The organism is Nitrospinota bacterium, assembly GCA_009873635.1.
Taxonomy (GTDB): Bacteria; Nitrospinota; Nitrospinia; order Nitrospinales; family VA-1; genus LS-NOB.
The window spans coordinates 38,696-62,552 of sequence record WAHY01000006.1 but is presented as its reverse complement, the minus strand read 5'-3'; the positions used below and the strand labels follow the sequence as shown (position 1 = coordinate 62,552).

The 23,857-nt window shown below is 43.6% G+C and carries 22 protein-coding genes; 6 read left to right on the top strand and 16 right to left on the bottom strand.

Features of this window, described 5'->3' with window-relative positions; translation table 11 throughout:
* Positions 1-221: 221 nt before the first annotated feature.
* Both queF and F3741_05480 read left to right on the top strand, forming a co-directional pair.
* Positions 222-623 (top strand): NADPH-dependent 7-cyano-7-deazaguanine reductase QueF, encoded by a 402-nt coding sequence (gene queF / locus F3741_05485; GenBank protein ID MZG30253.1) that lies wholly within the window; start codon positions 222-224, stop codon positions 621-623.
* A 5-nt stretch (positions 624-628) separates the two neighbouring features.
* Positions 629-1,012 carry a hypothetical protein gene (locus F3741_05480; protein ID MZG30252.1) on the top strand — a complete coding sequence of 128 codons (384 nt, stop codon included), beginning with the start codon at positions 629-631 and terminating at the stop codon, positions 1,010-1,012.
* Here F3741_05480 and F3741_05475 read toward each other — a convergent pair.
* On the bottom strand, positions 944-2,464 hold the full coding sequence (locus tag F3741_05475) for a hypothetical protein (protein MZG30251.1): 1,521 nt from the start codon (positions 2,462-2,464) through the stop codon (positions 944-946). The genes F3741_05480 and F3741_05475 overlap by 69 nt on opposite strands.
* A gap of 245 nt (positions 2,465-2,709) precedes the next feature.
* On the opposite strand from F3741_05475, the gene F3741_05470 reads away from it, so the two are divergent.
* The 3 genes from F3741_05470 to F3741_05460 all read left to right on the top strand — a co-directional run bounded on the left by F3741_05470 (position 2,710) and on the right by F3741_05460 (position 5,119).
* Positions 2,710-3,198, top strand: a complete 489-nt coding sequence (locus F3741_05470; GenBank protein ID MZG30250.1) for a DUF1566 domain-containing protein — start codon at positions 2,710-2,712, stop codon at positions 3,196-3,198.
* A 6-nt stretch (positions 3,199-3,204) separates the two neighbouring features.
* Positions 3,205-3,486 carry an HNH endonuclease gene (locus F3741_05465; GenBank protein ID MZG30249.1) on the top strand — a complete coding sequence of 94 codons (282 nt, stop codon included), beginning with the start codon at positions 3,205-3,207 and terminating at the stop codon, positions 3,484-3,486.
* A gap of 376 nt (positions 3,487-3,862) precedes the next feature.
* Entirely contained in the window at positions 3,863-5,119 is a 1,257-nt protein-coding gene (locus F3741_05460) for a DegT/DnrJ/EryC1/StrS family aminotransferase (protein ID MZG30248.1), read from the top strand.
* Between the two features lie 9 nt (positions 5,120-5,128).
* Here F3741_05460 and F3741_05455 read toward each other — a convergent pair whose 3' ends face one another.
* Both F3741_05455 and F3741_05450 read right to left on the bottom strand, forming a co-directional pair.
* The gene (locus tag F3741_05455) at positions 5,129-5,713 is read right to left on the bottom strand and encodes a hypothetical protein (protein MZG30247.1); all 585 of its coding nucleotides are present in this window, start codon (positions 5,711-5,713) and stop codon (positions 5,129-5,131) included.
* Between the two features lie 62 nt (positions 5,714-5,775).
* On the bottom strand, positions 5,776-6,618 hold the full coding sequence (locus F3741_05450; protein MZG30246.1) for an HAD family hydrolase: 843 nt from the start codon (positions 6,616-6,618) through the stop codon (positions 5,776-5,778).
* A 144-nt stretch (positions 6,619-6,762) separates the two neighbouring features.
* On the opposite strand from F3741_05450, the gene F3741_05445 reads away from it, so the two are divergent.
* Complete coding sequence (locus F3741_05445; protein MZG30245.1) at positions 6,763-7,560, top strand: DUF547 domain-containing protein; 798 nt, start codon at positions 6,763-6,765, stop codon at positions 7,558-7,560.
* Between the two features lie 63 nt (positions 7,561-7,623).
* Here the strand turns inward: F3741_05445 and ftsZ are convergent, their stop codons facing one another.
* From ftsZ to F3741_05380, 13 genes are all read right to left on the bottom strand, one after another.
* The gene (ftsZ, locus tag F3741_05440; GenBank protein MZG30244.1) at positions 7,624-8,784 is read right to left on the bottom strand and encodes a cell division protein FtsZ; all 1,161 of its coding nucleotides are present in this window, start codon (positions 8,782-8,784) and stop codon (positions 7,624-7,626) included.
* Positions 8,785-8,798: 14 nt separating this feature from the next.
* A complete protein-coding gene (gene ftsA / locus F3741_05435; GenBank protein MZG30243.1) occupies positions 8,799-10,031 on the bottom strand; it encodes a cell division protein FtsA in 1,233 nt (410 codons plus the stop codon).
* Between the two features lie 15 nt (positions 10,032-10,046).
* Positions 10,047-10,949: an FtsQ-type POTRA domain-containing protein gene (locus F3741_05430; protein MZG30242.1), complete on the bottom strand. Its 903-nt coding sequence runs from the start codon at positions 10,947-10,949 to the stop codon at positions 10,047-10,049.
* Positions 10,950-10,951: 2 nt separating this feature from the next.
* A complete protein-coding gene (locus F3741_05425) occupies positions 10,952-11,869 on the bottom strand; it encodes a D-alanine--D-alanine ligase (GenBank protein ID MZG30241.1) in 918 nt (305 codons plus the stop codon).
* A gap of 123 nt (positions 11,870-11,992) precedes the next feature.
* Positions 11,993-12,916, bottom strand: a complete 924-nt coding sequence (gene murB / locus F3741_05420) for a UDP-N-acetylmuramate dehydrogenase (protein ID MZG30240.1) — start codon at positions 12,914-12,916, stop codon at positions 11,993-11,995.
* A gap of 160 nt (positions 12,917-13,076) precedes the next feature.
* Entirely contained in the window at positions 13,077-14,453 is a 1,377-nt protein-coding gene (locus F3741_05415) for a UDP-N-acetylmuramate--L-alanine ligase (protein ID MZG30239.1), read from the bottom strand.
* A complete protein-coding gene (gene murG, locus F3741_05410) occupies positions 14,444-15,592 on the bottom strand; it encodes an undecaprenyldiphospho-muramoylpentapeptide beta-N-acetylglucosaminyltransferase (protein ID MZG30238.1) in 1,149 nt (382 codons plus the stop codon). Before murG ends, F3741_05415 begins: the two co-directional genes overlap by 10 nt.
* Before the next feature lie 10 nt (positions 15,593-15,602).
* Positions 15,603-16,712, bottom strand: a complete 1,110-nt coding sequence (ftsW, locus tag F3741_05405) for a putative lipid II flippase FtsW (protein ID MZG30237.1) — start codon at positions 16,710-16,712, stop codon at positions 15,603-15,605.
* 3 nt (positions 16,713-16,715) lie between these two features.
* Complete coding sequence (gene murD / locus F3741_05400) at positions 16,716-18,059, bottom strand: UDP-N-acetylmuramoyl-L-alanine--D-glutamate ligase (GenBank protein ID MZG30236.1); 1,344 nt, start codon at positions 18,057-18,059, stop codon at positions 16,716-16,718.
* Positions 18,059-19,144 carry a phospho-N-acetylmuramoyl-pentapeptide-transferase gene (locus F3741_05395; GenBank protein MZG30235.1) on the bottom strand — a complete coding sequence of 362 codons (1,086 nt, stop codon included), beginning with the start codon at positions 19,142-19,144 and terminating at the stop codon, positions 18,059-18,061. Before F3741_05395 ends, murD begins: the two co-directional genes overlap by 1 nt.
* Positions 19,145-19,147: 3 nt before the next feature.
* A complete protein-coding gene (locus F3741_05390; GenBank protein ID MZG30234.1) occupies positions 19,148-20,548 on the bottom strand; it encodes a UDP-N-acetylmuramoyl-tripeptide--D-alanyl-D-alanine ligase in 1,401 nt (466 codons plus the stop codon).
* Positions 20,548-22,110, bottom strand: coding sequence for a UDP-N-acetylmuramoyl-L-alanyl-D-glutamate--2,6-diaminopimelate ligase (locus tag F3741_05385; GenBank protein ID MZG30233.1), 1,563 nt, complete (start codon positions 22,108-22,110; stop codon positions 20,548-20,550). Before F3741_05385 ends, F3741_05390 begins: the two co-directional genes overlap by 1 nt.
* Positions 22,110-23,855 carry a penicillin-binding protein 2 gene (locus F3741_05380; GenBank protein ID MZG30232.1) on the bottom strand — a complete coding sequence of 582 codons (1,746 nt, stop codon included), beginning with the start codon at positions 23,853-23,855 and terminating at the stop codon, positions 22,110-22,112. The genes F3741_05385 and F3741_05380 overlap by 1 nt, the downstream gene beginning before the upstream one ends.
* Between the last annotated feature and the right edge of the window lie 2 nt (positions 23,856-23,857).

The following is a 23,857-nucleotide window of genomic DNA, read 5'->3' as shown; positions in this document are numbered from 1 at the left end:
AATAATGTTAAACTCTAATTAAAATAAAAAAACTAATTGTGCTTAAATCTGCCCAATAACCACAAAATATTGAAATTTAATGCCTTATTCCCTTATTCAGAAGAGGTTTGGCTAGAGGTATCGCTAGTCTGGCACTCTTGAGGTGTGAGTGCTGACAATATATAAAACCCGAATCTTAAAAAGCAAGGTCTACCCTCAAAAAAAGTGAAAAAAATACTAAAATTATGAAAAAGACTAATAAAAAAGAGGTTTTACAGGTAGAAACCTTCCCGAATCCGTTTCCTGAGAGGGATTATATTATTGAAATGGAGTGTCCAGAGTTCACCTGTTTGTGCCCCAAAACAGGGCAACCGGACTTTGCCGTCCTGCATATCAGTTATGTTCCTGACAAATTATGCCTGGAGCTGAAATCCCTGAAAATTTATCTGGTTTCCTACAGGAATGAAGGTGGATTTCACGAAAAAGTGACCAATCTCATTCTGAATGACCTTGTAGCGGCTTGTCGTCCACGAAAGATGAAGATTGTAGGTGAATTCAATGTACGTGGAGGGATTCACACTACCGTGACGGTAGAACATCTGGCAAAAAAAACCTCTGCCCGCCGTAAAAGCAGCGCGAGATAACGAATATGACTGCTAACGGCAAAAATCCATTGCAAGGTACTGGCGGAGGCTCTCTGAGAACCGGTGAATGTCACTCCTGTGGCGAGTGTTGTAAGACGGTCAATATGACCGTTGTGAGAGATATAACAATCCAGCAACATGGCAGCCTGGAAGAGCTTGAACTTTATTTATCCTTCAGGGGCATTCGGGTTGTTGGTTCTGATGAAAAGAGAAACCAGCTCTATTATTCTATGGATCTTCCTTGTAGTGAGCTGACTAAGGATAATAAATGCCGTGTCCATGACAGCCCGCAAAAACCTCTCATTTGCCATCGTTTTCCCTCAAGCAAAGAAGATATTGAGGACATTCCCGAATGTGGCTACAGTTTTCAGCCGGAAAGGCACCTGTGATCGTGGACGAAAAATTGCATGATTTTCACTGTGGCTGGCTGGTAAAACAACTGTGAAACAGGCACCATGCCCGGGTTCGCTTTGAGCGAGGACATTTCCTCCGTGGTTTTCTGCTATTTTTTGACAAATGGCAAGTCCCATTCCAGTTCCCTTGTACTCACTTTTGCTGTGCAATCTTTCAAAAGGCAGGAAAATACGACCTTTGAACTTTTCATCAAAGCCGATTCCCTGATCTTTGACGGATATCGCCCAATTGTTTTGTCCGCATGGACGGCTGTAAATATTAATTTTTTGAAGTCTGTCTGGACTGTGAAACTTAATGGCATTGGACAGGAGGTTTTGCAACAAAAGTCGAACCTGATACAGGTCTCCTTCGTTAGTAGGAAGCGTATCTACAAGAATACGTCCATCATTCATGAGAGGTGATAAACCCAGATCAGCAATTATTTCTTTAAAAACTTTTTCGAGATTAATTTTATTTGTAAGTTCTGTCTTAATTGAGGTTTGTGAAAAAACCTGAAGATCGTTAATGAGTTCCTGCATCCTTAATGCGGAGTTTTGCATTCGAAGCAGGTAATCCTTCGATTCCGGTTCGAGACAGTCAACCTTTTCAGATAACCGCTGACCAAATTGGGCAATTTTATAGGCGGGCGATCGCAACTCATGAGAGGCCAGGGCTATGAAATCTTTCAGAACCTGATTGCTTTTTTTCAATTCCTGAGCCTTAGATTCAAGTTGAGTCTCTGCATGCATACGTTCTAATTCACTAGCGCATCGGGGCGCGAAAATATTCAGGATGGACCAGTAGTGTTCATAACGCGGAATAAGTGTCTCACCCATAACTGCTATCAGGCCGATCAATTGATTCTTAATGTTGAATATTGGAACCCCTAGATATGACAGAATGTTATGCTCGACCAGAAATAGATCGTTGGAAAAACTTTCCTGCACGTTTGGGAAATAGCATATCCCCCTGTTTACCACTTTCTCACATGGGGTTCCTTTCAAGTCGTAGGTAAAATTTTCGGCAATATTACTCCCATCCCAGAAAGCCAGAGTTTTTACTTTTTCTCCATTCGTTCCGGTAGTTTTTCCGATGATGACATAGTTTACTTCGAAAACTGAAGCCAGGCTTTGGGACAGTTTGTTGAAAAACTCATTACCGATGACAGAGCAGGTACTTTGACTGACGGAGGATAAATGATGGTTGAATTGATTTAATTTTGCTTCGCTATCCTGTAGTGATTCCAGTGAACTCTTGCTTTTACCAATCAGCATGTTCAATCTCTTCATAGATTGGTTTCGAGAAACAGCATACAAGGCTGTATTGTTGATTCGAGAGAGATTTTTGCCGGCAGGATTTGAATTCTTACTATATTTTTGACTTGATAAAACAGGGGTTTTTAAGGGAGGATTCTGGTCAGTTCGAAATTTTGATTCTTTGGAATTCATTGCCGGCCTTTTGGTGAAGTAATGCCGGTTAATAATATTTCCAATATTTAGATACCTTTCCAATGTTGGGTATTGATTACCAAATTGCAAGTAATTTTATCGTTATGCGGAATGCTGCTTTCTAGGTAGTCCGTTATTCGTGGTTTTGCCTGGATGTGATTGCCGAAGAACTGGTTGTAAAAAAAAGATTTATTTTTTTGACCAGGGGATACTGGCTTGAAGATGAGCATACTAATTCTGTTATAATGCAACTTTTGGATACAGTTATGGGACAACGGTTTGTTGAAAATGGAAATAGAACAATAAAAGACTTGCAGACAGGTTTGGTCTGGCAGGAAAGCTATGCTTATATAGAAACCGGCAATAATATCAGCTGGTATGATGCTCAGGAATATATTGGTAAACTAAACCATGAAAAGCTGGGGGGATATGATGACTGGCGTCTGCCAAGTCGTCTTGAAATCCAAAGTATCTATGAGATAGCCAAACCTTTCCAGTCAAGGGGGAAGACTTTTATTCTACATATTGATCCGGTTTTTGAGTTCAGTTATGGATCTTGTTTCTGGACCAGTAAAACACGATGGTCCGCGGCACTTGGCTTTGAGTTTGACATGGGAGACATTCACTGGTATCCCAAGGGAAGCCATAAAGGAACAGTAAGGGCCGTAAGGGATAATTGGCAGCCTCTGCTGATGATTGACCCTGGTTGGGCGGAAAAAACCAGAGACTTGTAAATATATATGGATCAGCAACAATTCAAAATAGAAAAAGCCAAGGCACGTAAGCTTCGCCAATCGCAGTGGTGGCAGGAAAAAATACAGGCAGGCGTTTGCCATTATTGCGGGGGTCGGTTTCCATCAGAAGAATTGACCATGGACCATATTGTTCCTATATCCCGGGGAGGAAAGAGCCGGCGGGGCAATCTTGTTCCCTCATGCAAAAAATGTAATGTGAATAAAAAATACTACACCCCAGCAGAGATCATTCTTCGCGAAAAGCTAGGTCAGGATATTCAATTTTAATTATTTACTCTTCAACTGTTCTAAAATATTCCTTTGGGAACTAAAAATAAAGGAGAATAGAATGCAATTGCCTGTGCCATTTCTCCCGAAATACTTTTCCCAGTAAAATTATCAAGGTTAAACTTAACTCATGCAGATACTTTTAGATACTGATTGCCTGATTCAGGCTTTGAGCGATATTCAGGATGCTACTGTGCTGAACCTGTGTCGTCAAAAACTTTGCCGGGGCTGGGTCGCATCCACTTCAATTCCGGTTATTTTGGAAGAGGTCGGCGAGCAGAATGTTCAATCTCTTTTGCAGCAGCTTGCTGTATTGACTCCTACTGCTCATGATATAAATATGGCATTGGAGTCTGAAAAACCATTTGCTAAAGACATGCTGGCTCGTCTTGTGGAAGCTTGTGGTTTGGATGCTGTGGTCACGCTTTCTCCTGAAAGCTTTTCAGGTTTAAATGTAGAGGTTCTGACCCCCCGGCAGTTGCAGGAAAAACTCAATGCTCCTCCTGAACCAGTTCGTGAGGTACGTTTACTCGATATTGCCGCTTCTTACCATGAGATATTGAATGATGTGGAAAAGGAAATGTCTGAAACAGTTCGATCTGGATATTTCATCCTTGGACCAAAGGTCTCAAGACTGGAAGAGAGGATGGCAGAATATTGTCAGGCTGAATATTCTGTGGGGGTTTCTTCAGGTACCGATGCATTATTGATTGCCTTGATGGCATTAGGGGTCGGCCCTGGGGATGAGGTGATCACTACACCCTACACATTTTTTGCGACAGCAGGTTCAATTGTCCGTGCTGGAGCCAAACCGGTTTTTGTCGATATCAACGATATTACTTTTAATATTAAGCCCGAACATATTGAGCGTTGTATCACTCCTAACACCAAAGCCATCATCCCGGTGCATCTCTATGGACAATGCGCAGATATGGAACCGATCCTGCAACTGGCAAAGCAAAAAGGTTTGGCAGTGATAGAAGATGCCGCGCAGGCGATTGGTTCTGAATACAAAAACAAACCGGCAGGATCGATGGGAGACATGGGATGCTTTTCGTTTTTTCCGGCTAAAAACCTGGGTGGTTTTGGAGATGGTGGGCTGGTCACCACCAATTCGAAAGAGTTATATGAACAGCTAAAGATCCATAGGGTGCATGGTGGGAAGCCTAAATATTACCATAAAGTGATGGGAGGTAATTTCCGTCTGGATGCTCTTCAGGCAGATGTTGTGTCTGCCAAACTTGGGTATTTGGAGGGCTGGACAGAGAAAAGAAGAAAAAATGCGCAAACCTATAACCAATTATTTAAAAATGCGGCCTTAACCCCGTTTATTCAACTTCCCCCTGAAGTGTTTCCCAGACATGTATATAACCAATATGTAATTCGTGCGGGGAACCGCAGGGATGAGCTTAAATCATTTCTTAATGAAAAGCGGATAGGCTGTGAAATTTATTATCCGATACCGCTCCACCTTCAGGACTGCTTCAAATCTTTGGGCTGTAAAAATGGGGACTTTCCTGAATCGGAAAAAGCCGCCAGGGAGACTTTGGCGCTACCTATATCTCATGAGGTGAGCCAGGCCCAGCAGGAATATGTTGTTGCAATGATTCAACAGTTCTTTTTAGGGGAGTGAGCGGAAAGTTCAAAACAGCGGCGGTTTTTCTTCCTCGACAAATTTTTCGCGCGGGGTATGAACCTGGCTCTCGCAAATCATGATGATATGAAAACCCAGTTTTGTTTTAATGGGCTCAGGAATCTTGAATTTCTCTGCCTTCATAATATTGTCTATCAACTCCTGGTTCATGGTTTGCGGGGCGATTTCCATCTCTTTGTAAACCCAACCCAGTGAACCACCCAGTGTTTTACTCATACATGCGCTATATTTTTTAGCGAGACGAGTAAAAAATTTCTCCATTTTTTCCCAGTCATGATAAGCCTTGTCAGGATCATCCATCTCCTGTTGCGTTAGCTCGTTTTGGTACTCAATAAGAGTTTCCCAAATCATTTTTGCGGACTCCATAGATGTCATACGGATGTTTCTCACCCTGTGCTCCATGGGTTTGTCTGTAGTGAAAGTTTTCTTTGTGGGAACAAAGGCTTTTTTAATTTTTGGTTTGGGTTTGATCGGGCCTTTAGGGCTGTCTTCTACAGGCTTCCTCTCTTTGGCGGTTTTATCACGTTGATAAACTGTTTTTTCAGGTTCTTGTGGTTGTTTGGAGTCAGACATGATTATTTATACCGGTTACTTCTGTGGTTAATGATTCATATGTCAGTCTAATTTGAATGGCTTCATTTTTCAAGCCATATAGACTCCAGATATTGCAGGACAGCTCCATTTGTGTTGTTTCCTATTATCTCATTGGCAGATTTCTTTACTTCCGGAAGGGCGTTTTCCATGGCAATTGAGTGGCCAGCGATTTTAAACATATCCAGATCGTTCAAATAATCCCCAAACACAACAATCTGATCTAAAGGAATATTTTTCTTTTTTGCAAGAACTTTCACCATATTTCCTTTGCTGGCCTCTTGATGGAAAGATTGCAGCCAGTAATATCCTTTCATGGACACATCTTCAGCAAAGTACAGGTTGAGATGGTCAAAATGTTTTTCATCGAGTGATTGATAGATAGGCTCCAAACGGTCATGTGTATCGATCAGCAAAAAACCAGAGACCTTTTCTTCCTCATGAAAATTAAACCTCGGAACCTGGCAAAGTCTTCCATCACCTTCAAGGCTCTTGACGTATGCCTGTGAACCAGGGTTTGTTGCGTTTAAATAATAAAGCTGATGTTTTTCGCCGAGTGTATAAATGAAAGGGTCAATGCCCTGAGGTAATGCAAGCTCCAGCATGCTCTCGACAACTTCTTTATCAATATAATCGGAGTGCTCCAATATGCGACCGGTGCTGAACTCAGCCAGATAAACACCATTAAACAATATGACCGGCAGGTTAATGTTCAGTCCGTTTAAAATCGGGTGCGCGGAATCATAGTTTCGTGCAGTGGCGATGGTAAAAAGCAACCCCATATCGATCAGCCGATTGAGCCTCTTTTTATAGTCTTCAGGGAATGAGCTGTCGGGGCACAATAATGTACCGTCAAGGTCGGAAATATATAGGAGATTGTTTTTCATACTTATGAATTATTCCTGCTAGAACAGCAGATAAATGGTTTTAGATATTATTGGATGGTTTTCTTGATAATTGAGTCTGTTTGTAAGGAAATACTTTGGGAGTATACTAAAATATAAAGTTTATGTTTGCTTTATTTTTGTGAAATGAGGTTCATGCTTATGAAAGATAGAACTTGCAGTCGACACCTTCTATCTGTGATTTTCGGAATATTTTTAATTCTTACCTTTCCCGGTTATGGTGAAGCTGATGACTTTTCTGATTGGAATGTGCTGGTCAAAAAATATGTGAGCCCAAAAGCGGTGGACGGTATTTCAATCAATGCTGTTGATTATGTCAGTTTGAAAAATGACCCTGCCTTTTCAAGTTTAGTTTCCAGACTTAAATCTTACCCCATGGGTAGATTGGAGTCCGATAAATCCAGGCTGGCTTTCTGGATAAATGTTTATAACATTCTTGCTGTGAAAATGATCACCGACCATTACCCTGTAGAAAGTATAAAAGATATCGGGAGTTTTTTTAGCCCGGTTTGGAAACGTAAGGCTGGAGTTGTTGGGGGCAAGGAACGTACCCTTCATGATATTGAACACGAAATATTAAGGAAAATGAATGAGCCTCGTATTCATGTTGCTATCGTCTGTGCTTCAGTAAGTTGTCCTGATCTTCGTATGGAAGCATACACTGCTGAAAAACTAAGTGATCAGTTAGATGACCAAATGAGAAAATTTTTATTGTCCAGGGAAAAAGGCATGAAACTCGATGAAAAGGGCAAGAAGGTTTACCTGTCATCAATATTCAAATGGTTTGAAGATGACTTTGAAAGCCATGGGGGAGTTTTAAAATTTATCAGCAAATATATTTTGGGCGAGGAAAGAAAATTATTAGCGAGTCGTAAGATAAAAGTTTCTTATTTGGATTATAACTGGAAGGTGAACGGCAGATAGGTTTTCGGCTCCTGGAAATGTTCTCCGCCGGCGGGCAATTGCCCGCCGGTCATCGAACATTGATCAATCTGCGTGTTTACGGAGAAATGTTGGAATATCAAAATTTGCTGTCAGACTTCCAGGGTCTGGGTTTTCTTCCTTAATGGAACTGGCCAGAGATTTTAAATGTTTATAGGAGGTTGACCCCGAGTCTTCACCGGGTAAGGTCTCGCCACCGACTACTTGTTTCAAAGGGGCAGCCTCTTCAATCCTGCTTGTTGCTTCCTGTTCAAAACCTGTGGCGATAACGGTTACTCTCATTTCCCCTTCCATTTGTTTGTCAATCACTGCTCCGAAAATAATATGAGCATCTTCGTGAGCATTTTCCTGGACCATCATGGAAGCTTCGTTGACTTCAAGCAGGGTGAGGTCTTCTCCTCCTGTGATATTGATTAAAATACCTTTTGCTCCGTCAACGGTCGCTTCATCAAGTAATGGGCTGGAAATAGCTTTCTGTGCAGCTTCGACAGCTCTGGTTTCTCCAGTAGCCATCCCACTTCCCATCAAGGCTTTTCCCATGCTTCCCATGATACATTTGACATCAGCGAAGTCGAGATTGATGAGGCCTGGTATGACTATCAGGTCTGAGATGCTGCATACAGCTTGCTTCAAAATATCATCTACCATGTCAAAGGCGCCCGTGAATGAAGTTTGTTTGCCTACATAACTGAGAAGCTTTTGGTTGGGAATAACGATCAATGTATCGACCGCATCCTTGAGTTCCAAAATGCCTTCCTCTGCCTGTCTCATTCGCCGTTTCCCTTCAAAAGCAAAAGGCTTTGTGACTACTCCTACTGTCAACGCGCCTACTTCTTTAGCGACACGTGAAATGATAGGGGCAGCTCCTGTTCCGGTTCCTCCTCCCATTCCGGCAGTAATGAAGACCATGTCTGCTCCTTCCAGCATCTCGCGAATATTGTCTTCACTTTCTTCAGCGGCATCTCTGCCAATTGCAGGGTTGGAGCCAGCACCCAGGCCACGGGTCAATTCTCCGCCAATTTGAATCTTTCCCGCGCACTCAGACTTTTCAAGTGTTTGCAAATCTGTGTTAGCGATAATAAACTCCACGCCCCGGATGTTATCCCGAACCATGGAGTTGACGGCATTATTACCACCGCCGCCTACACCAACGACCTTGATTGTTGCCGAATAATCGTTTTCGTTATCAAACTCTATTAAACTCATTGTATCCTCCGGTTTTAAAAAAATTCATCTGCCCAATCTTTCATACGTGTGAAAATTTTATCAAACAGGTTTCTTCCTTGAAGTTCCCGGTTTGCTCCTGATTTAAATCTTTTAGAACCATACTGAATCAGCCCTGTGGAGGTAGCGTACATGGGGTTGTTAACGACATCCATCAACCCTCCAAGACCGATGGGTGTTCCCACTCGAACAGGGGTTTGAAAAACATCCTCAGCCAATTCAGCCATACCCTGCATGCTGGAAGCTCCTCCTGTCAGGACAATGCCTGAAGAAATGATTTCTCTATAACCTGATTCACTCACTTCATGGTCTAACAGTTCAAACATTTCTCTTGTTCTGGCCTCAATGATTTCGCTTAGAATTTGCCTTGGTACAGTCCGTGGTTCACGTCCCCCGACACTTGGTGCTTCGATACTTTCATCTTCTTGAACCAGGGACGGGTAGGCGCACCCATGCGAATGTTTTATTTTCTCAGCTTCTGTGTTTGGAGTGCGAAGTCCAATGGCAATGTCGTTTGTCATTTGAGCCCCTGCTATGGTCAGTACTGAGGTATGCTTTATGGCTCCCTGATAAAAAATCGCCAGGTCAGAAGTTCCGCCGCCGATATCAATCATAGCGACACCGAGTTCTCTTTCATCTTGAGATAAAACAGACTCGCTGGAAGCCAGTTGTTCGAGGACAATGTCCTGAACTCCCAGGCCCGCCTTGTTTACGCATTTGACAATATTCTGGGCGGACGTCACAGCAGCAGTAACAATATGAACCTTGGCTTCAAGTCTCACCCCTGCCATCCCCAATGGAGTTTTAATTCCGTCCTGGTTGTCGACAATATATTCCTGGGGAAGAACGTGGATGACTTCCCTGTCAAGAGGGATAGCAATAGCTTTGGCTGCTTCGATAACCCGATCAATATCTTTTTGTGTGATTTCTTTTCCTTTGACAGCGATAATTCCATGGCTGTTCATGCTGTTTATGTGGCCTCCTGCAATGCCTACAAAAACAGAGTCGATTTCACATCCGGCCATCAATTCGGCTTCTTCAACAGCGCTTTTTATAGACTCTACGGTGCTGTCAATATTAACAACCACTCCCTTACGCAAGCCCCTTGATGGATACTGACCCAGCCCTATGATATCTATTTTTTCATCATCAACGACTTCTCCGATGATGCAACAGATTTTGGTCGTTCCAATATCCAGCCCGACTATATAATTACTTTTTTTGGCCATGCGGTCAGTTTCCTCCTAGTTGGTTTGTCGATTCATGGATGTTGAGTCGATTGAAATTCGATCGCGAACCACTACCTGATCCTTGAACGACAGATCAATCATTTGGATTTTCATGCTGTCATCCTCCAGTGTGTCCAGCATAAGCATGAACTTTTTAAATCCTTCCGTTAACGATTCCATGGACATATGAATTTGTAGATCTCTGTTGTGGGTGAAAAACATGATTCTGGACAGACCCTTGATTTCGGCAATGTCCAGAGGGTTATTTTTAAAAAAAGAAAGTTTGTTAAAGTAATGCATGGTCTTGAGACTTTGAATGACCTTTTCCCCTGAAAAATTTTCTGGTTTCGCTCCTTTGTTTGATTGAACAATTAGGGGTAGATGTTTGTGTTCCGGTTTTTCTTCTGAAAGAATCACTCCAAAATTATCCATCAAATATGTTTTTTCAAATTTGATACGTGCGTAAGGAACTCGTTCAGTCAGCTCGACCATTATTTCCTGGGGGAATTTCCTTTGTACAGAAGCTGAAAGCACCCAGGGGTGCTTCGCCAGCCTTTCAGAGGCTCCAGGCAGATCATAGGTGAACAGATTTTCTCCATGGATTGGTCCCAGCCATTCCAATAGCTGTTTATCATTCAGTTCGTGATGACCGCTGAAAGTTACATCGGATATCTCAAATCTGGGATCTGAAATCATAAACTGATAACTGGCGTAACATAAATAAACGACAACTCCTGCCAGAAAAAGTTTTGAAGCAAGTTCAAAAATTATTCTTGTCCATGAGAAATCATGGTTCGAAGTTTTCGAAGGTGCCTTCTTTTGTAAGTCTCCACCACGCCTGTGTTTTTTCTTCCTTTCAGTGCGAAGGTCCGACCATGCTGAGGAAGGGCTCTTTTGTCCAGCGATAGCAAAATCCATGGCTATTCCATGTAATCAAGTTGAGCGGTTTTTAATATTTCAACCACCAGTTCATCAAACTCAAGTCCCATTTCCCGTGCTGCCATTGGGAGCAGGCTGGTAGGGGTCAACCCGGGAATGGTATTCATCTCCAGCACCTGAGGAATTCCCTGGTTATCCAGAATTACGTCTACACGAGGGAAGCCTCTGCCTTTTAATACCTGAAATACTTTTATTGCTGTTTGCCTGCATCTTTCTGCTTCGTCCTCAGTAATATCCGCCGGGCAGAAGTATTCGGTTCTGCCTTTTGTGTACTTTGCCTCATAATCATAAAATCCTGACTTGAGCCGGATGTGAACTATTGGCATGGGAGTCAATTCATTCATTCCTATTGCCAGCAGTTTTCCTTCAATAAATTTTTCCACAATGACTTCATCGGAGTAAGAGAACGCTGTTTTCAAAGCTGCGTCCCACTGGCTATCATCCTTCACTATGGTTACACCGATGCTTGAGCCCTGATTGGTTGGCTTGACAACAACAGGAAGGCTCAGGCTACGACTGGCATTCTGATTTTTATAGAACACTTCATAGTCAGCAGTAGGTATTCCATGAAACTTCAGGATTTCCTTGGACTTTAATTTGTCATACGCCAGGGCACTGCCCATAACGCCTGCTCCTGTATAAGGGATATTGAAATATTCAAGTAAGCCTTGAATGCATCCATCTTCCCCAAACGTGCCGTGTAGAGCCAGAAAAGCCAGGTCGATCGGATTCGACTTGAGTGTTTCTCCTATATTGTGGTCAACGTGAACTGGCAAAGCAGTCAACCCCTTTCTATGTATGGCTTCAAGGACCGAGTTTCCGGTAACGATTGAGACCTCTTTCTCAGGAGAGAGACCCCCCATGAGCACTCCAATGGTTTTATTTTCTAAATTATTCAACAGTCTTTTAATGCACCTTGTGTAAACAGGTCCGCCCCGGCCCTTGGCCAAAAGGGCCGGAGAACAAAGGAAGGAGGGGTGACCTTTGTTTGCGGACCGATTTAATAATAATTTTCCTCCAAGTCATTCGCCTGCACTGACAACCTCAGTTTGCAATTCAATACCAGTCTTTTCCTTAACTTCTTTTTGAATATTTTCAATCAAACGGGCTACGTCTTTTGCCGTTGCGCCGCCTTTATTTACAATAAAGTTCGCGTGTTTAATCGATACACCTGCATTGCCGAGAGAAAGCCCTTTGAGGCCTATCGACTCGATCAACCTTCCAGCAGTGTCGCCATCAGGGTTTTTAAATACAGACCCTGAATTGGGAACCGTCAGTGGTTGAGTTTGTGACCTTCTGGAAAGGTGTCGATCCATGGTATTCTGTATTTCAGTTCGGTCTCCTTCTTCAAGTTCCAGCTCTGCCTCAATGATGATTCCATCGCCACCCGGGAAAAGGGTTTTTCTATATTCGAATGTAAGCTGTTCGCGCTGTAGAGTCTGAATTTCTCCATCCAAAGTTATCCGGGTCACACTACGCAATACTTGCCCTGTTTCAGTTCCTTCAGCTCCGGCATTCATGACAATGGCTCCTCCCAAAGACCCGGGAATACCTACCAGATGTTCGATACCTTTAAGAGAATAACGGGCCGCACTTTTGGCAAGGTAAGACATCTTTACTCCAGCCCCTGCCTTGATAACGGCCCTGCGATTACCCGTTTCTTTTCTGAAGAAAAGAGGCCGTTTGATTTCTTTAAAACAATTTTTTAGAGATATGACCACTCCTCGAATTCCACGGTCACCTATAAGCAAATTTGTCCCCTCACCAAGAATGAAAACTGGCTGGGAACCTTTGTGCTTCAAAATTGTTTGAAGATCTCGAAGATCTTCAGGGAAAATCAATACATCTGCTGGACCGCCAATCTTAATCGAAGTGTAGGGTGCTAGAATTTCGTTTTGCAGTACGGTTCCTTTTACTTTGTGTAACCAGGGAAATGAATGGCTCATAGTTTTACTCTGATGAATTTTGTGGCCCAAAACAGTTTTGGGATATTCCATCTTGGTTTTGAGGTTAAAACTTCTCCCCGTTCCAGAATGGGCGATGTGAATCAATCGGCGTTTCCAGGCTTCATTGAGCATAGGTAACAATCCTTCCTATTGAGATCGATCAATCATTGAAATGGGATTCGAGTTTGTGGCTCAACTCCCCAATATTTCCAGCGCCAAGAGTCATGACAATGTCTCCCGGTTTAAGTACCTTTTGAAGATGCGGGATAATAGACTCCATTCCCTCAATAAACTTCACATTCTTATGTCCAAACTCCTTTACTCCTTGTGCGATTCTTTGCGAATTGACACCTTCGATCACTTTTTCACCCGCCGAATAAATATCTAGAAGGAGTAGTTGATCGGCATCGTTAAATGCTGAGAAAAAATCTTCCATCAGGTGTTCGGTTCGTGAAAAGCGGTGAGGTTGAAAAATGACTATCAGCCTTCGGTTAGGCCACACTTCTTTCGCTGTTGACAAGGTGGCCTGGATTTCTATTGGATGGTGTCCATAATCATCAACAATTACCAATGACTCGGATTGTTTAAGAATTTCAAAGCGTCTCTGAACTCCACTGAAGTTCTCCAGAGATTCAGCGATTGAATGGAAGTCCATGTTCAATTCCATTCCGACTGCGACCGCTGCAAGGGTATTGCAAATGTTATGTCGGCCCAAAGCCGCGGATAAAATTTTCCCCAGCTTTTTCTCTTGGTGGTATACGGTGAAGGAGGTTTTCAATCCTTCTATTGCAATGTCGCGCGCGGTGTAATCGGCCTGGGATTTCAGCCCATAGGTGATCGTTCGTTTTTTGATACCAGGCATGAGAGACTGAAGGTTGACATCGTCAAGACAAATGATTGCGGCACCATAAAATGGAATTTTATTGAGAAACTGCAGGAACGTGGATTTCATATTCTGCAATGACTGGTAATAGTCCATATGTTCTTCATCCAAAGTCGTCACCACTGCAAGAGTCGGGGAAAGCCTGAGAAAAGAACCATCGCTCTCATCTGCTTCAGCAATGAGATACTTGCTCTGCCCGAGTTTCGCGTGTCCACCCATGTTTTTGATTCGTCCTCCAATTATTACCGTCGGGTCCAAATCACCAGCGGCCAGGACTGTGGAGACCAATGAAGTGGTTGTGGTTTTTCCATGTGTGCCGGCAATAGCGATTCCATATTTCATCCGCATCAACTCAGACAGCATTTCAGCACGAGGTATAACGGGAATAGATTGTTCACGGGCGGCAAGCACCTCTACGTTGTCTTCACTGATGGCGCTTGATATAACAACAACATGCTTGCCTGTGACATTTTCAGCACTATGGTTGTGGCAAATGTCAGCACCCAGAGATTTCAGATGATCGGTAACCCTGTTGGAGGAGGGATCAGAACCGCTCACCTCATAGTCCTGGTTGATCAAAACTTCAGCGATTCCGCTCATTCCCGAACCTCCGATCCCGACCAGATGGATCTTTTGTGTTTTTCCTAAAAACATGACAGAACATAATTTCCTTCTGTTTTTCCGGATCCGCCGGATTTCTGATTTGCGTCATTTAACAAATCCATACATAGTTTCCTTACTTTTTCAGTAGCATCACGGTTGCCTAGCTGGTAGCTGTTATCTTCCATTTCCCGTAACCGGTCAGGGTCTTCCATAGTGCGAATAATTGATTGAGCAATTCGATCGCCTGACAATTCTTTGTCCAGCACCAATTCACCGGCATTTGCGGCGTCCAGAACGCGGGCATTTTTCTCCTGGTGATTGTGAGCTGCATGGGGATAAGGAATTAATACAGACACTTTTCCGCATGCGGTTACTTCTGCCAATGTGGTGGCACCGGCTCGGCAGATAACTAATGAAGCTTTACGATATTGTTCTGCTACATCATCAATAAATGGTTTTACTTCATAAGAAAGACCGCTTTTCACATATTCACCTTTGACCATTTCATGATCGCTTTCACCCGTTTGATGGGTGATATGGATATTCCCCCGTTTGGACTCCAGGGACTTCAGCGCGTCCACCATTGCAACATTGATGGAGTGGGCCCCTTGACTGCCCCCCAGAACCAGCACACGAAACAGGCCCTGAGAAACTTTAGGAAACTCCTCCCGCGGCTTACAGAATTCATCTCGAATCATGTTTCCCGTTACTGTGACCTTGTTGCGGGGGAAGAATTTTGCGGAATCCTTGAAAGATACTGCTACCTTGTCCGCGATTTTTCCCAGCCATTTGTTGGTGAGCCCGGGAAAAGAATTTTGTTCGTGAATAAGAATAGGGATCCTCAATATCCATGCAGAGAGGACCAGAGGCCCTGAAGCATAACCGCCTACACCTACAACAAGGTTCGGTCGCTTGTTGAGCAGGAAACACATGGATTGAGCAGTTCCTATTGGAAGTTTGACCCAGGACACCCAGCGGCTTAGTCGCTTTTTGCCTAGTAAACCTGCAGATAAAATAGTTTTCAGCTCAAAGCCTTCACGCGGAAGAACCCTGGATTCTATACCTCTCTTAGTTCCTACGAATGAAACTTTAATATCCATATCGTGTCTCATAAGTGCTTTAGCTAAAGCAATTCCTGGATACAGGTGGCCTCCAGTGCCACCACCGGCTATTACGACTCTTTTTTGCATTAGACCTTCGTTAATGTTTCACCGTCTGTTCCGAGATGTTCAGCAGAACACCCACCGACAACATGGTGATTAGCATGGATGATCCGCCCATACTGATAAAAGGGAGAGTCAACCCCTTGGTAGGAAGAAGCCCAACGGCTACTCCCAGATTTATAAAAGCCTGAAACCCAATCAAAAGAGTCAGGCCTGTGGCCAAATGCGTTCCAAATGGATCTTTGGCTCGATAAGCGGTAACGAATCCCCGCCAAATAAAAATTGAAAATAAGAGAACGATTGCTGTTGTTCCTATAAAACCCAACTCTTCCCCGATAACGGAAAAAATAAAATCGGTATGCGCTTCTGGAAGATAAAAAAGTTTTTGGTGGCTGGCCCCCAGTCCTGCGCCCCAGTATCCCCCTCGTCCAAAAGCGTAAAAGGATTGGATAGCCTGAAACCCCGCGTTCGAAGGATCTTGCCAGGGGTCGAGAAAAGCAATGATTCGGCGAGTGCGATATTCTGCTCCCATAATTGCCGAGACTATAAAAGGAATCAGTGCCAGCACTGAAAGAAAGAGAAACTTTTTTCTCAGACCAGCAATAAAAAGCATCGTGAAAGTCACCATGCAAATGATCATTGCGGTTCCGAAATCGGGCTGAAATAGTATCGGGATGAAAAAAAATCCCAGTACTATTAAATTGGGAAGGTATCCATAAGCGAAGTTTCTCAGCTTATCTGCTCTTTTCACCAGAGACTTGGCGATAAAAAGTACCAGTGCGAACTTTGCCAGTTCTGAAGGTTGAAAAGAAAGACCTCCGATAGATAACCACCTTCTTGCTCCACCTGCCTCTTTGCTGATGCCAGGGAACATGACTGCCAGCAGAAGCAGAAAAGTCACCGTCATGATGAGATATGTGTGTTGATGTAATTTGTGATAGTCCAGGTTCTTGGTAGCGAGCAGAGCCCCGGTGCCGAGTAGACACCATACTGTCTGACGCTTGAGGAAATAGTAGGAGTCGTTGTATTTTTCCATGGCGTATACAGCGCTGGAGCTGAAAACCATAACGATACCCACCAAAACCAGAACGGCTACAGTGATACCAAGCAAAGAATCTGAATGTTTTGCCTGAGATGTTGCCAAAATCTGCTACCCTTCAAGATTTTTAACGATAGTTTTAAAACGAGTGCCACGATCGGCGTAGCTCTTAAACATGTCAAAGCTGGAACAGGCAGGAGAAAGGAGCACGATGTCTCCATCTTCTGCTTTAGCTGTGGCCATATCCACAGCCTCTTCCAGGCTGTTGCTTTCTTCGTAACAAAAGGTTCCGTTCAAAATTCCTTTAAACTTGTCCCGGGTTTCTCCAATCAAAACCAGGTGCTTGACCTTTTCCTTCATCAGGTTTTTAAGCGGAGAAAAATCGGTGCCCTTATCTTTTCCACCAATGATGAGAATGATAGGGCGGTCGAAGGTATTTAAAGATTTGCAAACAGAGCCCACGTTCGTTCCCTTTGAATCATTGACAAAATCAACACCGTTCAGGGTACGGACCCATTCCAAACGATGCTCAAGACTCTTGAAATTTTTCAAGGCCCGTTCAATAGCATCCTTCGGTATATTCAGAAGTAAGGCTATAGCGATAGCGGGCAGGATGTTTTCAACTTGCCATTGCATTCCCTGAGAAAGAGAGTCAAGGGACAACACTTCTATTTCACAATCATTAAGCCTGGCTATGACTTTATTTCCGCGGACAAAGACACCTTTTTTCAATTCAATCCGGGCGCTGAATAAAATACATTCTGCCGGGCAATCTTTTCCCAGATCACGGGTGTTCGGATCATCCTGATTCAGTATCAAAAAATCATCTTTAGTTTGACAGGCAAATACTTTTTTCTTTAACTCAACATAGGTTTCGAAATTCTTGTGCCGGTCCATATGGTCAGGGCTTATGTTGAGAATGACGGATATAACAGGATGAAGACCTGAAGTGGCTTCCATTTGAAAACTGGAAAGCTCAAGAACCCTGTAGTTTGCATCCCCTTGATCAAGCAAAGAAATAAAAGGCGTTCCAAGATTTCCACCGGCTTGCACTTTCACTCCTGCCTGCGAAATGATTTCAGCTGTCAGGCTGGTGCAAGTAGATTTCCCATTGGTTCCTGTTATGGCAATAATAGGAACAGTATTAAATCTGTTTGCCAGCTCAATTTCGCTAATGATTTCGATTCCTTTCTTTCTAGCTTGCTGAAGAAACGGTGAATGAATATCCACTCCCGGGCTTAGCACCACTCCTTCAGTGTCAGAAGGGGGTTCAGGATTTTGGAAACGGGTCTTGATGTCTGCGCATAGTTTTTCCAATGGTTCTAATAATTGTTCGCGAGGTTTTCCATCAGACACCGTGACACTGGCGCCATGCCTGGAAAGAAAATTGGCTACAGCAACTCCCGTTTGGCCAAGGCCTATTACAGATAATTTTTTGTTTTTGAGTTCCATCATTACCTTAGTTTCAAAGTGCTGAGGCTAATCATGGCTAACACTACGGCTACTATCCAAAACCGCACTATGACCTTGGGCTCCGACCACCCTAACTCTTCAAAGTGGTGGTGAAGAGGAGCCATTTTGAAAAAACGTTTTCCACCTGTGTATTTGAAATAACCTACCTGTATGATCACAGAAAGAGCTTCAATCACGAAAATGCCACCTACGAGGATTAAAAGCAGTTCATGTTTTACGATTACTGCGATAGTTCCAAGAACCCCTCCCAAAGACAAGGACCCAACATCCCCCATAAATATTTGAGCAGGGTATGAGTTGTACCAAAGGAAACCCAGGCTGGCACCGAGGATTGCTGAGCTTGCGACTGCAATCTCTCCCGCATCTTTAATGTGCTGAATGCGCAAGTATTCCGAGAAATTAAAATGACCGGAAATATAAACGATGCCGGTGTAAGTGAATGTGGCAACAATAATGGGGCCGATAGCCAATCCATCAAGGCCGTCTGTCAGGTTGACCGCATTGGAGGTGCCCACAATAATGAAAACGATAAAAAACAGGTAGGCAAAACCAAGGTCTGGTTGGAAACTTTTAAAAAAGGGAACCGACAAGAGCGTTGCGTATTCAGCACGGGAAGGATCGAAATACAGCAAATAAACTCCAATACCCAGGCTCAACAGTATTTGCAGAAAAATTTTTTCTTTTGCTGTTATGCCATCCCCTTTTCTTAACTTGAGGAAATCATCCCATAACCCGATTGCGCCAAACCCAACAGCGGTAAGGACAACAACCCAGATATAATAGTTGCTCAAATCAGCCCAGAGCAGAGTGGAACCTATAAAGGTAGCCAGGATTAGCAGACCGCCCATTGTTGGAGTGCCAGATTTGGAGCTGTGGTGTTGTGGGCCATCGCTGCGAATCTTTTCCCGTATCTGAAGTTTTTGCAAAGTCCTTATCATCAATTTCCCCAGGATCAGGCTCAAAGCCAATGCCGTGATTCCGGCATAAGCCGACCGGAATGTGATGTACTTGAAGACATTGAATATCGAATAGTCCGAACTAAGCGGATAAAAAAAGTGATAAAACATTGTTTAATTCTTATTTTCCAAAAATAGTTGTAATACTTTTTCCATAGCTGAACCGCGTGAACCTTTGAACATTACGCAATCCCCACCAACCGTTTCCTGAACCAGGAAGTCTGATGCCTTCTGATGACTGGTGAATTCTTCAATATGAATTTTTTTCTTCGCTATCAAGCGCGCGCTTTCCGCAGACAGGCTTGCAAGGTTCCCTACAGTGATAAGAATATTTGTTTGGGACCGTGCTATTTCTTCGCCTAATTTTTGATGCGCTACTTCAGACTGATCTCCAAGCTCCAGCATGTCCCCGATTACAAATATCCGCCGTCCCCGGGTTTTAAAATGATCCAGTGTCTTTAAGGCTTCGGTCATGGATCTGGGATTGGCGTTATAAGCATCGTTAATCAGGTCAATCTCCTTATGTCGCAATTGTTCGTTACGTTGAGACATATGCTGAGAGTTCTCAAGTCCGTTAGCCATATCTTCTTCCTGAATCCCTAACGAATAACCGGTAGCCAGCGCGGCCAGTGCGTTATAAATATTGCAGTAGCCCAGATAAGGGAGATTCACTGAGAGAGTTTTGTCAAAAAGGTTGACCTTAAATTGGAATCCAAGGTTGTCCTTTCTTTCTATTTCGCTGGCTCTTACATCGGCTGGCTGGTCTATGCCGAAAGTTACAGTCTTAGCGCGGAGCGATTTTGCCAGCTCGAATACAAGAGGGTCATCAGCATTTACAATGGCCGTCCCTTCCTTTGTCAGGGCGTCAAACAATTCACCTTTTGCGGACTGAACATCTTTCAGAGTTTTCAACTTCAACAGATGCCCTTCTGAAATGTTAGTGATCACACCGATATCAGGCTGGGAAATCTCGGCCAGTTTTTTTATTTCCCCGGCGGCACTCATCCCCAACTCAAGAACACCCATCTCATGAGAAGGTTCTCTTTCAAGAAGAGAAAGGGGAAGCCCTATATGGTTATTCAGGTTTCCCTTTGTCTTTAACGTTTTGAATTTGGTTTCTAAAATTGAAGCGATCATTTCTTTGGTGGTTGACTTTCCATTTGTTCCTGTAACGGCGACAACCTTAAAGGGAAACCGTTTTCTCTGGAAGGTTGCCAAATCCTGCAGAGCTTTAAGCGTATCCTGAACGCGAATCACAAAAGGCTCTTCTCCATTTGAGCAAGATGCGCCGGGCAACTTCTCAGGGCTGGAGAGAATGATTCCCCCGGCTCTTTTTTCGATGACTTCGGCCAGAAAATCATGACCATCAAACCGATCTCCTTTAATGCAAATAAACAGTTCACCTTTTGATACGGTGCGGGAATTTATAGAAACTCCCTTGAATGAACTGGAGAGCTTTCCTTGCAAGGGCTGGCCTTCAACAGCATTGAGGCAATCTTGAGCTTGACCTTCCATCAATGAATTCTCTTTCCTAAAGCAGAACGGGCGATTTCCCGGTCATCAAAGTGAATAGTTTGTGTTCCCAGAATCTGATAGTCCTCATGCCCCTTGCCGGCGATCAAAACCAAATCATTTTCCCCGGCAATATCGATGGCATGTTCAATAGCCTCTTTCCGACTGGTGATCGCGGTATAATCTTTACCTTCGACAGCAGAAGCAGGTATGCCTCGCAGGATATCCTCAATGATCTGAGAGGGATCTTCTGTTCTAGGATTGTCAGAAGTAATGACCGAAAAATCCGCTTCATTCAGAGCAGCCTGACCCATGGTTTGCCTTTTTCCCTTGTCTCTGTCTCCCCCGCATCCGAAAACGACGATCACTTTTCCCTCGGTAAACAATTTTGCTGCTGAAATTGCGTTTTTAAGTGCGTCATCAGTGTGCGCGTAATCAACCAGAACCGAAAACCCTTGATTGTTTTCAATACTTTCAAACCGCCCCGGGACAGGCTGGATGTTTAAAGCAACTTTCTGGACTTCCTCCAAAGAAATACCTTGAGCCATAGCACCTGCCGCTGCGGAAATGAGGTTGTGGATATTGTGCCGGCCAAGGAGATTGGAGCGGATCTCCCCAGTCCCAAAGGGTGTTTTTAAAGTGAATTGACAACCTGATTTTGTCAGTAAAATATTTTCAGCCTTGAAATCCGCATTGCCGTCAATTCCCGTAGTAAAAGAATCCGTTTTAAACTCGCCAGCAAACTCTCGACCCACAGCATCGTCTATATTGAAAATTTTTTGTTGAACGCGATTATCAAGAAATAATTTCTTCTTGGCTTCCTTATAGCTCTTCATGTCGCCATGGAAATCCAGGTGATCGCGACTCAGATTCGTGAAAATTCCAACCTTGAAAAGCATGTCATTAACTCGGCTTTGGTGTAGAGCGTGGGATGAAACCTCAAGAAAACAATTTTGAACATTATCTTCGATCATTGCAGCCAACATGCGATTCAGGTCCAGAGATTCGGGTGTGGTTACAGGCGCAGAGAGTTTTTTATTTCCATAATGATAATTAATTGTGCCAATAACTCCCGTGCGAATTCCTTTTGCGCTGAATAAAGCTTCCAGAATATAAGCCGTAGTGGTTTTTCCATTAGTTCCAGTGATACCAGTTAAAGCTATGCGCTCTGAGGGTTGACGATAAAAATTAGCGCTAATAATAGAAAGCGCTCGGCGAGAATCCTCAACACTCAAGGCTGTTACATCGCGCGTGCCGAGGCTGAGTCCATTAATAGAGTCCAGAGAAGTTTGGGTGATGAAAGCAGTCGCTCCTCTTGCGATAGCGTCTTTTATGAATAGCCCACCATCCCAATTTTCTCCATGTATGGCAACGAACAGACTGTCCTCGTCAGAATTTCTGGAGTCGTAGACAATATTTCGAATATCCCTGTCCATGGTTCCCAGAATATTGGTGACGGGCAATCCCAGGATCAAACTCGAGAGTTTTTGTGTATTTTTGTTAGTCACGTTAAGGTAACCATTTTCAGGATACTCCAGCCAATTTGTTGAACTTGTAGTTTCCATCAGGCTCGATCAAGAATTAAAACGCGTTCTTTGCTTGACGTAATGTCTAAATAACGCAACGCCTTTTTTGCTATTTTCTGAAACACTGGCGCCGACACAACACTCCCCCAATGCAAACCTTTCGGGTTGTCAATCATCACCAGTATTACCAGTCTCGGAGAATCTGCCGGGACAAAACCAATGAAGGAGGAAATGAATTCTGTGCTGGAATAAGAGCGGGTCTCCATATTATATTTTTGAGCCGTTCCAGTTTTTCCTGCCACATCAAACCCGTCCAATGCTGCTTTTTTCCCGGTACCATTTTTCACCACAGACTTTAAAATTTCGACCATTTGCAGGCTGGTTTTTTTGGAGATGACACGTCGAATTTTTCTCGGACCGAATTTTTCCACAACCTCTCCGTCTTTGATCAGCGCTTTTATGATATGAGGTTCCATAAGCATTCCGCCATTGGCGATTGCCGACATGGCGGTGACCATTTGAATGGGAGTGACAGCAATTTCATGGCCAAAAGAAATTGAAGCAAGAGAAAGGTTGCTCCAGTTTTTTTGATCTTTTAATTGCCCCGCCGACTCACCCGGTAGAGACAGCCCTGATTTCTCCCCAAAACCAAATTTACGGATGTACTCATAAAAAGGTTTTTTCCCAACCTGCTGGGCAATTTTTATTGCACCAATATTGCTGGATTTCGCAATGATATCGCTCATGGTCATCCAGCCGAACTTATGGTCTGAAGCTTCTCCTATATTTGCTTTACCAATTTTAAGCTTCCCGTTTTCACAAAAGTAAATGTCATGCGGTCGGGCCAGCCCTTTATCGAGCGCGGCAGCTGCAACGATGGGCTTGAAAATTGATCCCGGCTCGTAGGAACCCGCAACAATATTGTTTTTCCATATATGCTGGGAAAACGCCCTGTAGTTGTTAGGATTAAACTGAGGCACATTGGCCATTGCATAAATTTCCCCAGTGCGAGGGTCCATAACCACGGCCATTCCCGAGTCCGCCTTAAAACGTTCAACCTGTTTCTTTAAGTGGTATTCGGCGGTGAATTGAATGACCTCATCGAGAGTAAGAACAAGATCAAAACTTTTTCGACTGGAATCGCGCAAACTTTCAGGCGGCTGAATACTTCTTCCCTTCGCATCACGTTCGGTAACCCGTCTAATCGTGGTGCCTTTGAGCCGGGATTGATGAGCGTGTTCCACGCCAGCAAGCCCTTGATTGTCCACACCGACAAATCCAAGAACATTTGCCGCCAGTTCACGTTTTGGATAAAACCTTTTTTGTTCTGGAAGAAACCCTATCCCCTGCAGATCAGCTTCTTTTAGTTTTGCAATTCCCTCAAGATCACCTTTACGCTTGATCCAGACAAAATCCCTTTTCGAGGAGATTTTTTTATAGACCTTATTCCTATCCAAATTTAATGTTTTAGAAAGCACACGGGCCGCGGCTTTTCGGTTCAATATCTCAGAAGGATTGGCATAAACAGATTCCACTTCGATATTCTGTGCCAGCTCATTCAAGTTTCGATCGTAGATCACTCCACGCCCAAACTGAGTTTCAACCGTTCCCACGTATTGTTTTTCAGATTTTGCCAGCAACGTCTCATGTTGAAGGATTTGCAGGGAGGCCAGCCGGACTATCAAAGCGGCAACGACAAGAAAGAACAATGCCGAGACGATAATAAGACGAGTTTTGATTCCGTCCTTAAAGGATCCGGTATTCTGTTTTCCGTGTTTTGCCATGT

Excerpts from the sequence above, each read along its gene's own strand:
- F3741_05390 (MZG30234.1), bottom strand. The coding sequence starts at position 20,548 with ATGGAAGGTCAAGCTCAAGATTGCCTCAATGCTGTTGAAGGCCAGCCC.
- F3741_05480 (MZG30252.1), top strand. The coding sequence starts at position 629 with ATGACTGCTAACGGCAAAAATCCATTGCAAGGTACTGGCGGAGGCTCT.
- ftsZ (MZG30244.1), bottom strand. The coding sequence starts at position 8,784 with ATGAGTTTAATAGAGTTTGATAACGAAAACGATTATTCGGCAACAATC.
- F3741_05470 (MZG30250.1), top strand. The coding sequence starts at position 2,710 with ATGCAACTTTTGGATACAGTTATGGGACAACGGTTTGTTGAAAATGGA.
- murD (MZG30236.1), bottom strand. The coding sequence starts at position 18,059 with ATGATGGAACTCAAAAACAAAAAATTATCTGTAATAGGCCTTGGCCAA.
- F3741_05385 (MZG30233.1), bottom strand. The coding sequence starts at position 22,110 with ATGGAAACTACAAGTTCAACAAATTGGCTGGAGTATCCTGAAAATGGT.
- F3741_05430 (MZG30242.1), bottom strand. The coding sequence starts at position 10,949 with ATGGATTTTGCTATCGCTGGACAAAAGAGCCCTTCCTCAGCATGGTCG.
- F3741_05455 (MZG30247.1), bottom strand. The coding sequence starts at position 5,713 with ATGTCTGACTCCAAACAACCACAAGAACCTGAAAAAACAGTTTATCAA.
- F3741_05460 (MZG30248.1), top strand. The coding sequence starts at position 3,863 with ATGCTGGCTCGTCTTGTGGAAGCTTGTGGTTTGGATGCTGTGGTCACG.
- F3741_05475 (MZG30251.1), bottom strand. The coding sequence starts at position 2,464 with ATGAATTCCAAAGAATCAAAATTTCGAACTGACCAGAATCCTCCCTTA.
- F3741_05445 (MZG30245.1), top strand. The coding sequence starts at position 6,763 with ATGAGGTTCATGCTTATGAAAGATAGAACTTGCAGTCGACACCTTCTA.
- murB (MZG30240.1), bottom strand. The coding sequence starts at position 12,916 with ATGAGCCATTCATTTCCCTGGTTACACAAAGTAAAAGGAACCGTACTG.
- F3741_05395 (MZG30235.1), bottom strand. The coding sequence starts at position 19,144 with ATGTTTTATCACTTTTTTTATCCGCTTAGTTCGGACTATTCGATATTC.
- F3741_05415 (MZG30239.1), bottom strand. The coding sequence starts at position 14,453 with ATGTTTTTAGGAAAAACACAAAAGATCCATCTGGTCGGGATCGGAGGT.
- ftsA (MZG30243.1), bottom strand. The coding sequence starts at position 10,031 with ATGGCCAAAAAAAGTAATTATATAGTCGGGCTGGATATTGGAACGACC.
- F3741_05380 (MZG30232.1), bottom strand. The coding sequence starts at position 23,855 with ATGGCAAAACACGGAAAACAGAATACCGGATCCTTTAAGGACGGAATC.
- murG (MZG30238.1), bottom strand. The coding sequence starts at position 15,592 with ATGCAAAAAAGAGTCGTAATAGCCGGTGGTGGCACTGGAGGCCACCTG.
- F3741_05465 (MZG30249.1), top strand. The coding sequence starts at position 3,205 with ATGGATCAGCAACAATTCAAAATAGAAAAAGCCAAGGCACGTAAGCTT.
- F3741_05450 (MZG30246.1), bottom strand. The coding sequence starts at position 6,618 with ATGAAAAACAATCTCCTATATATTTCCGACCTTGACGGTACATTATTG.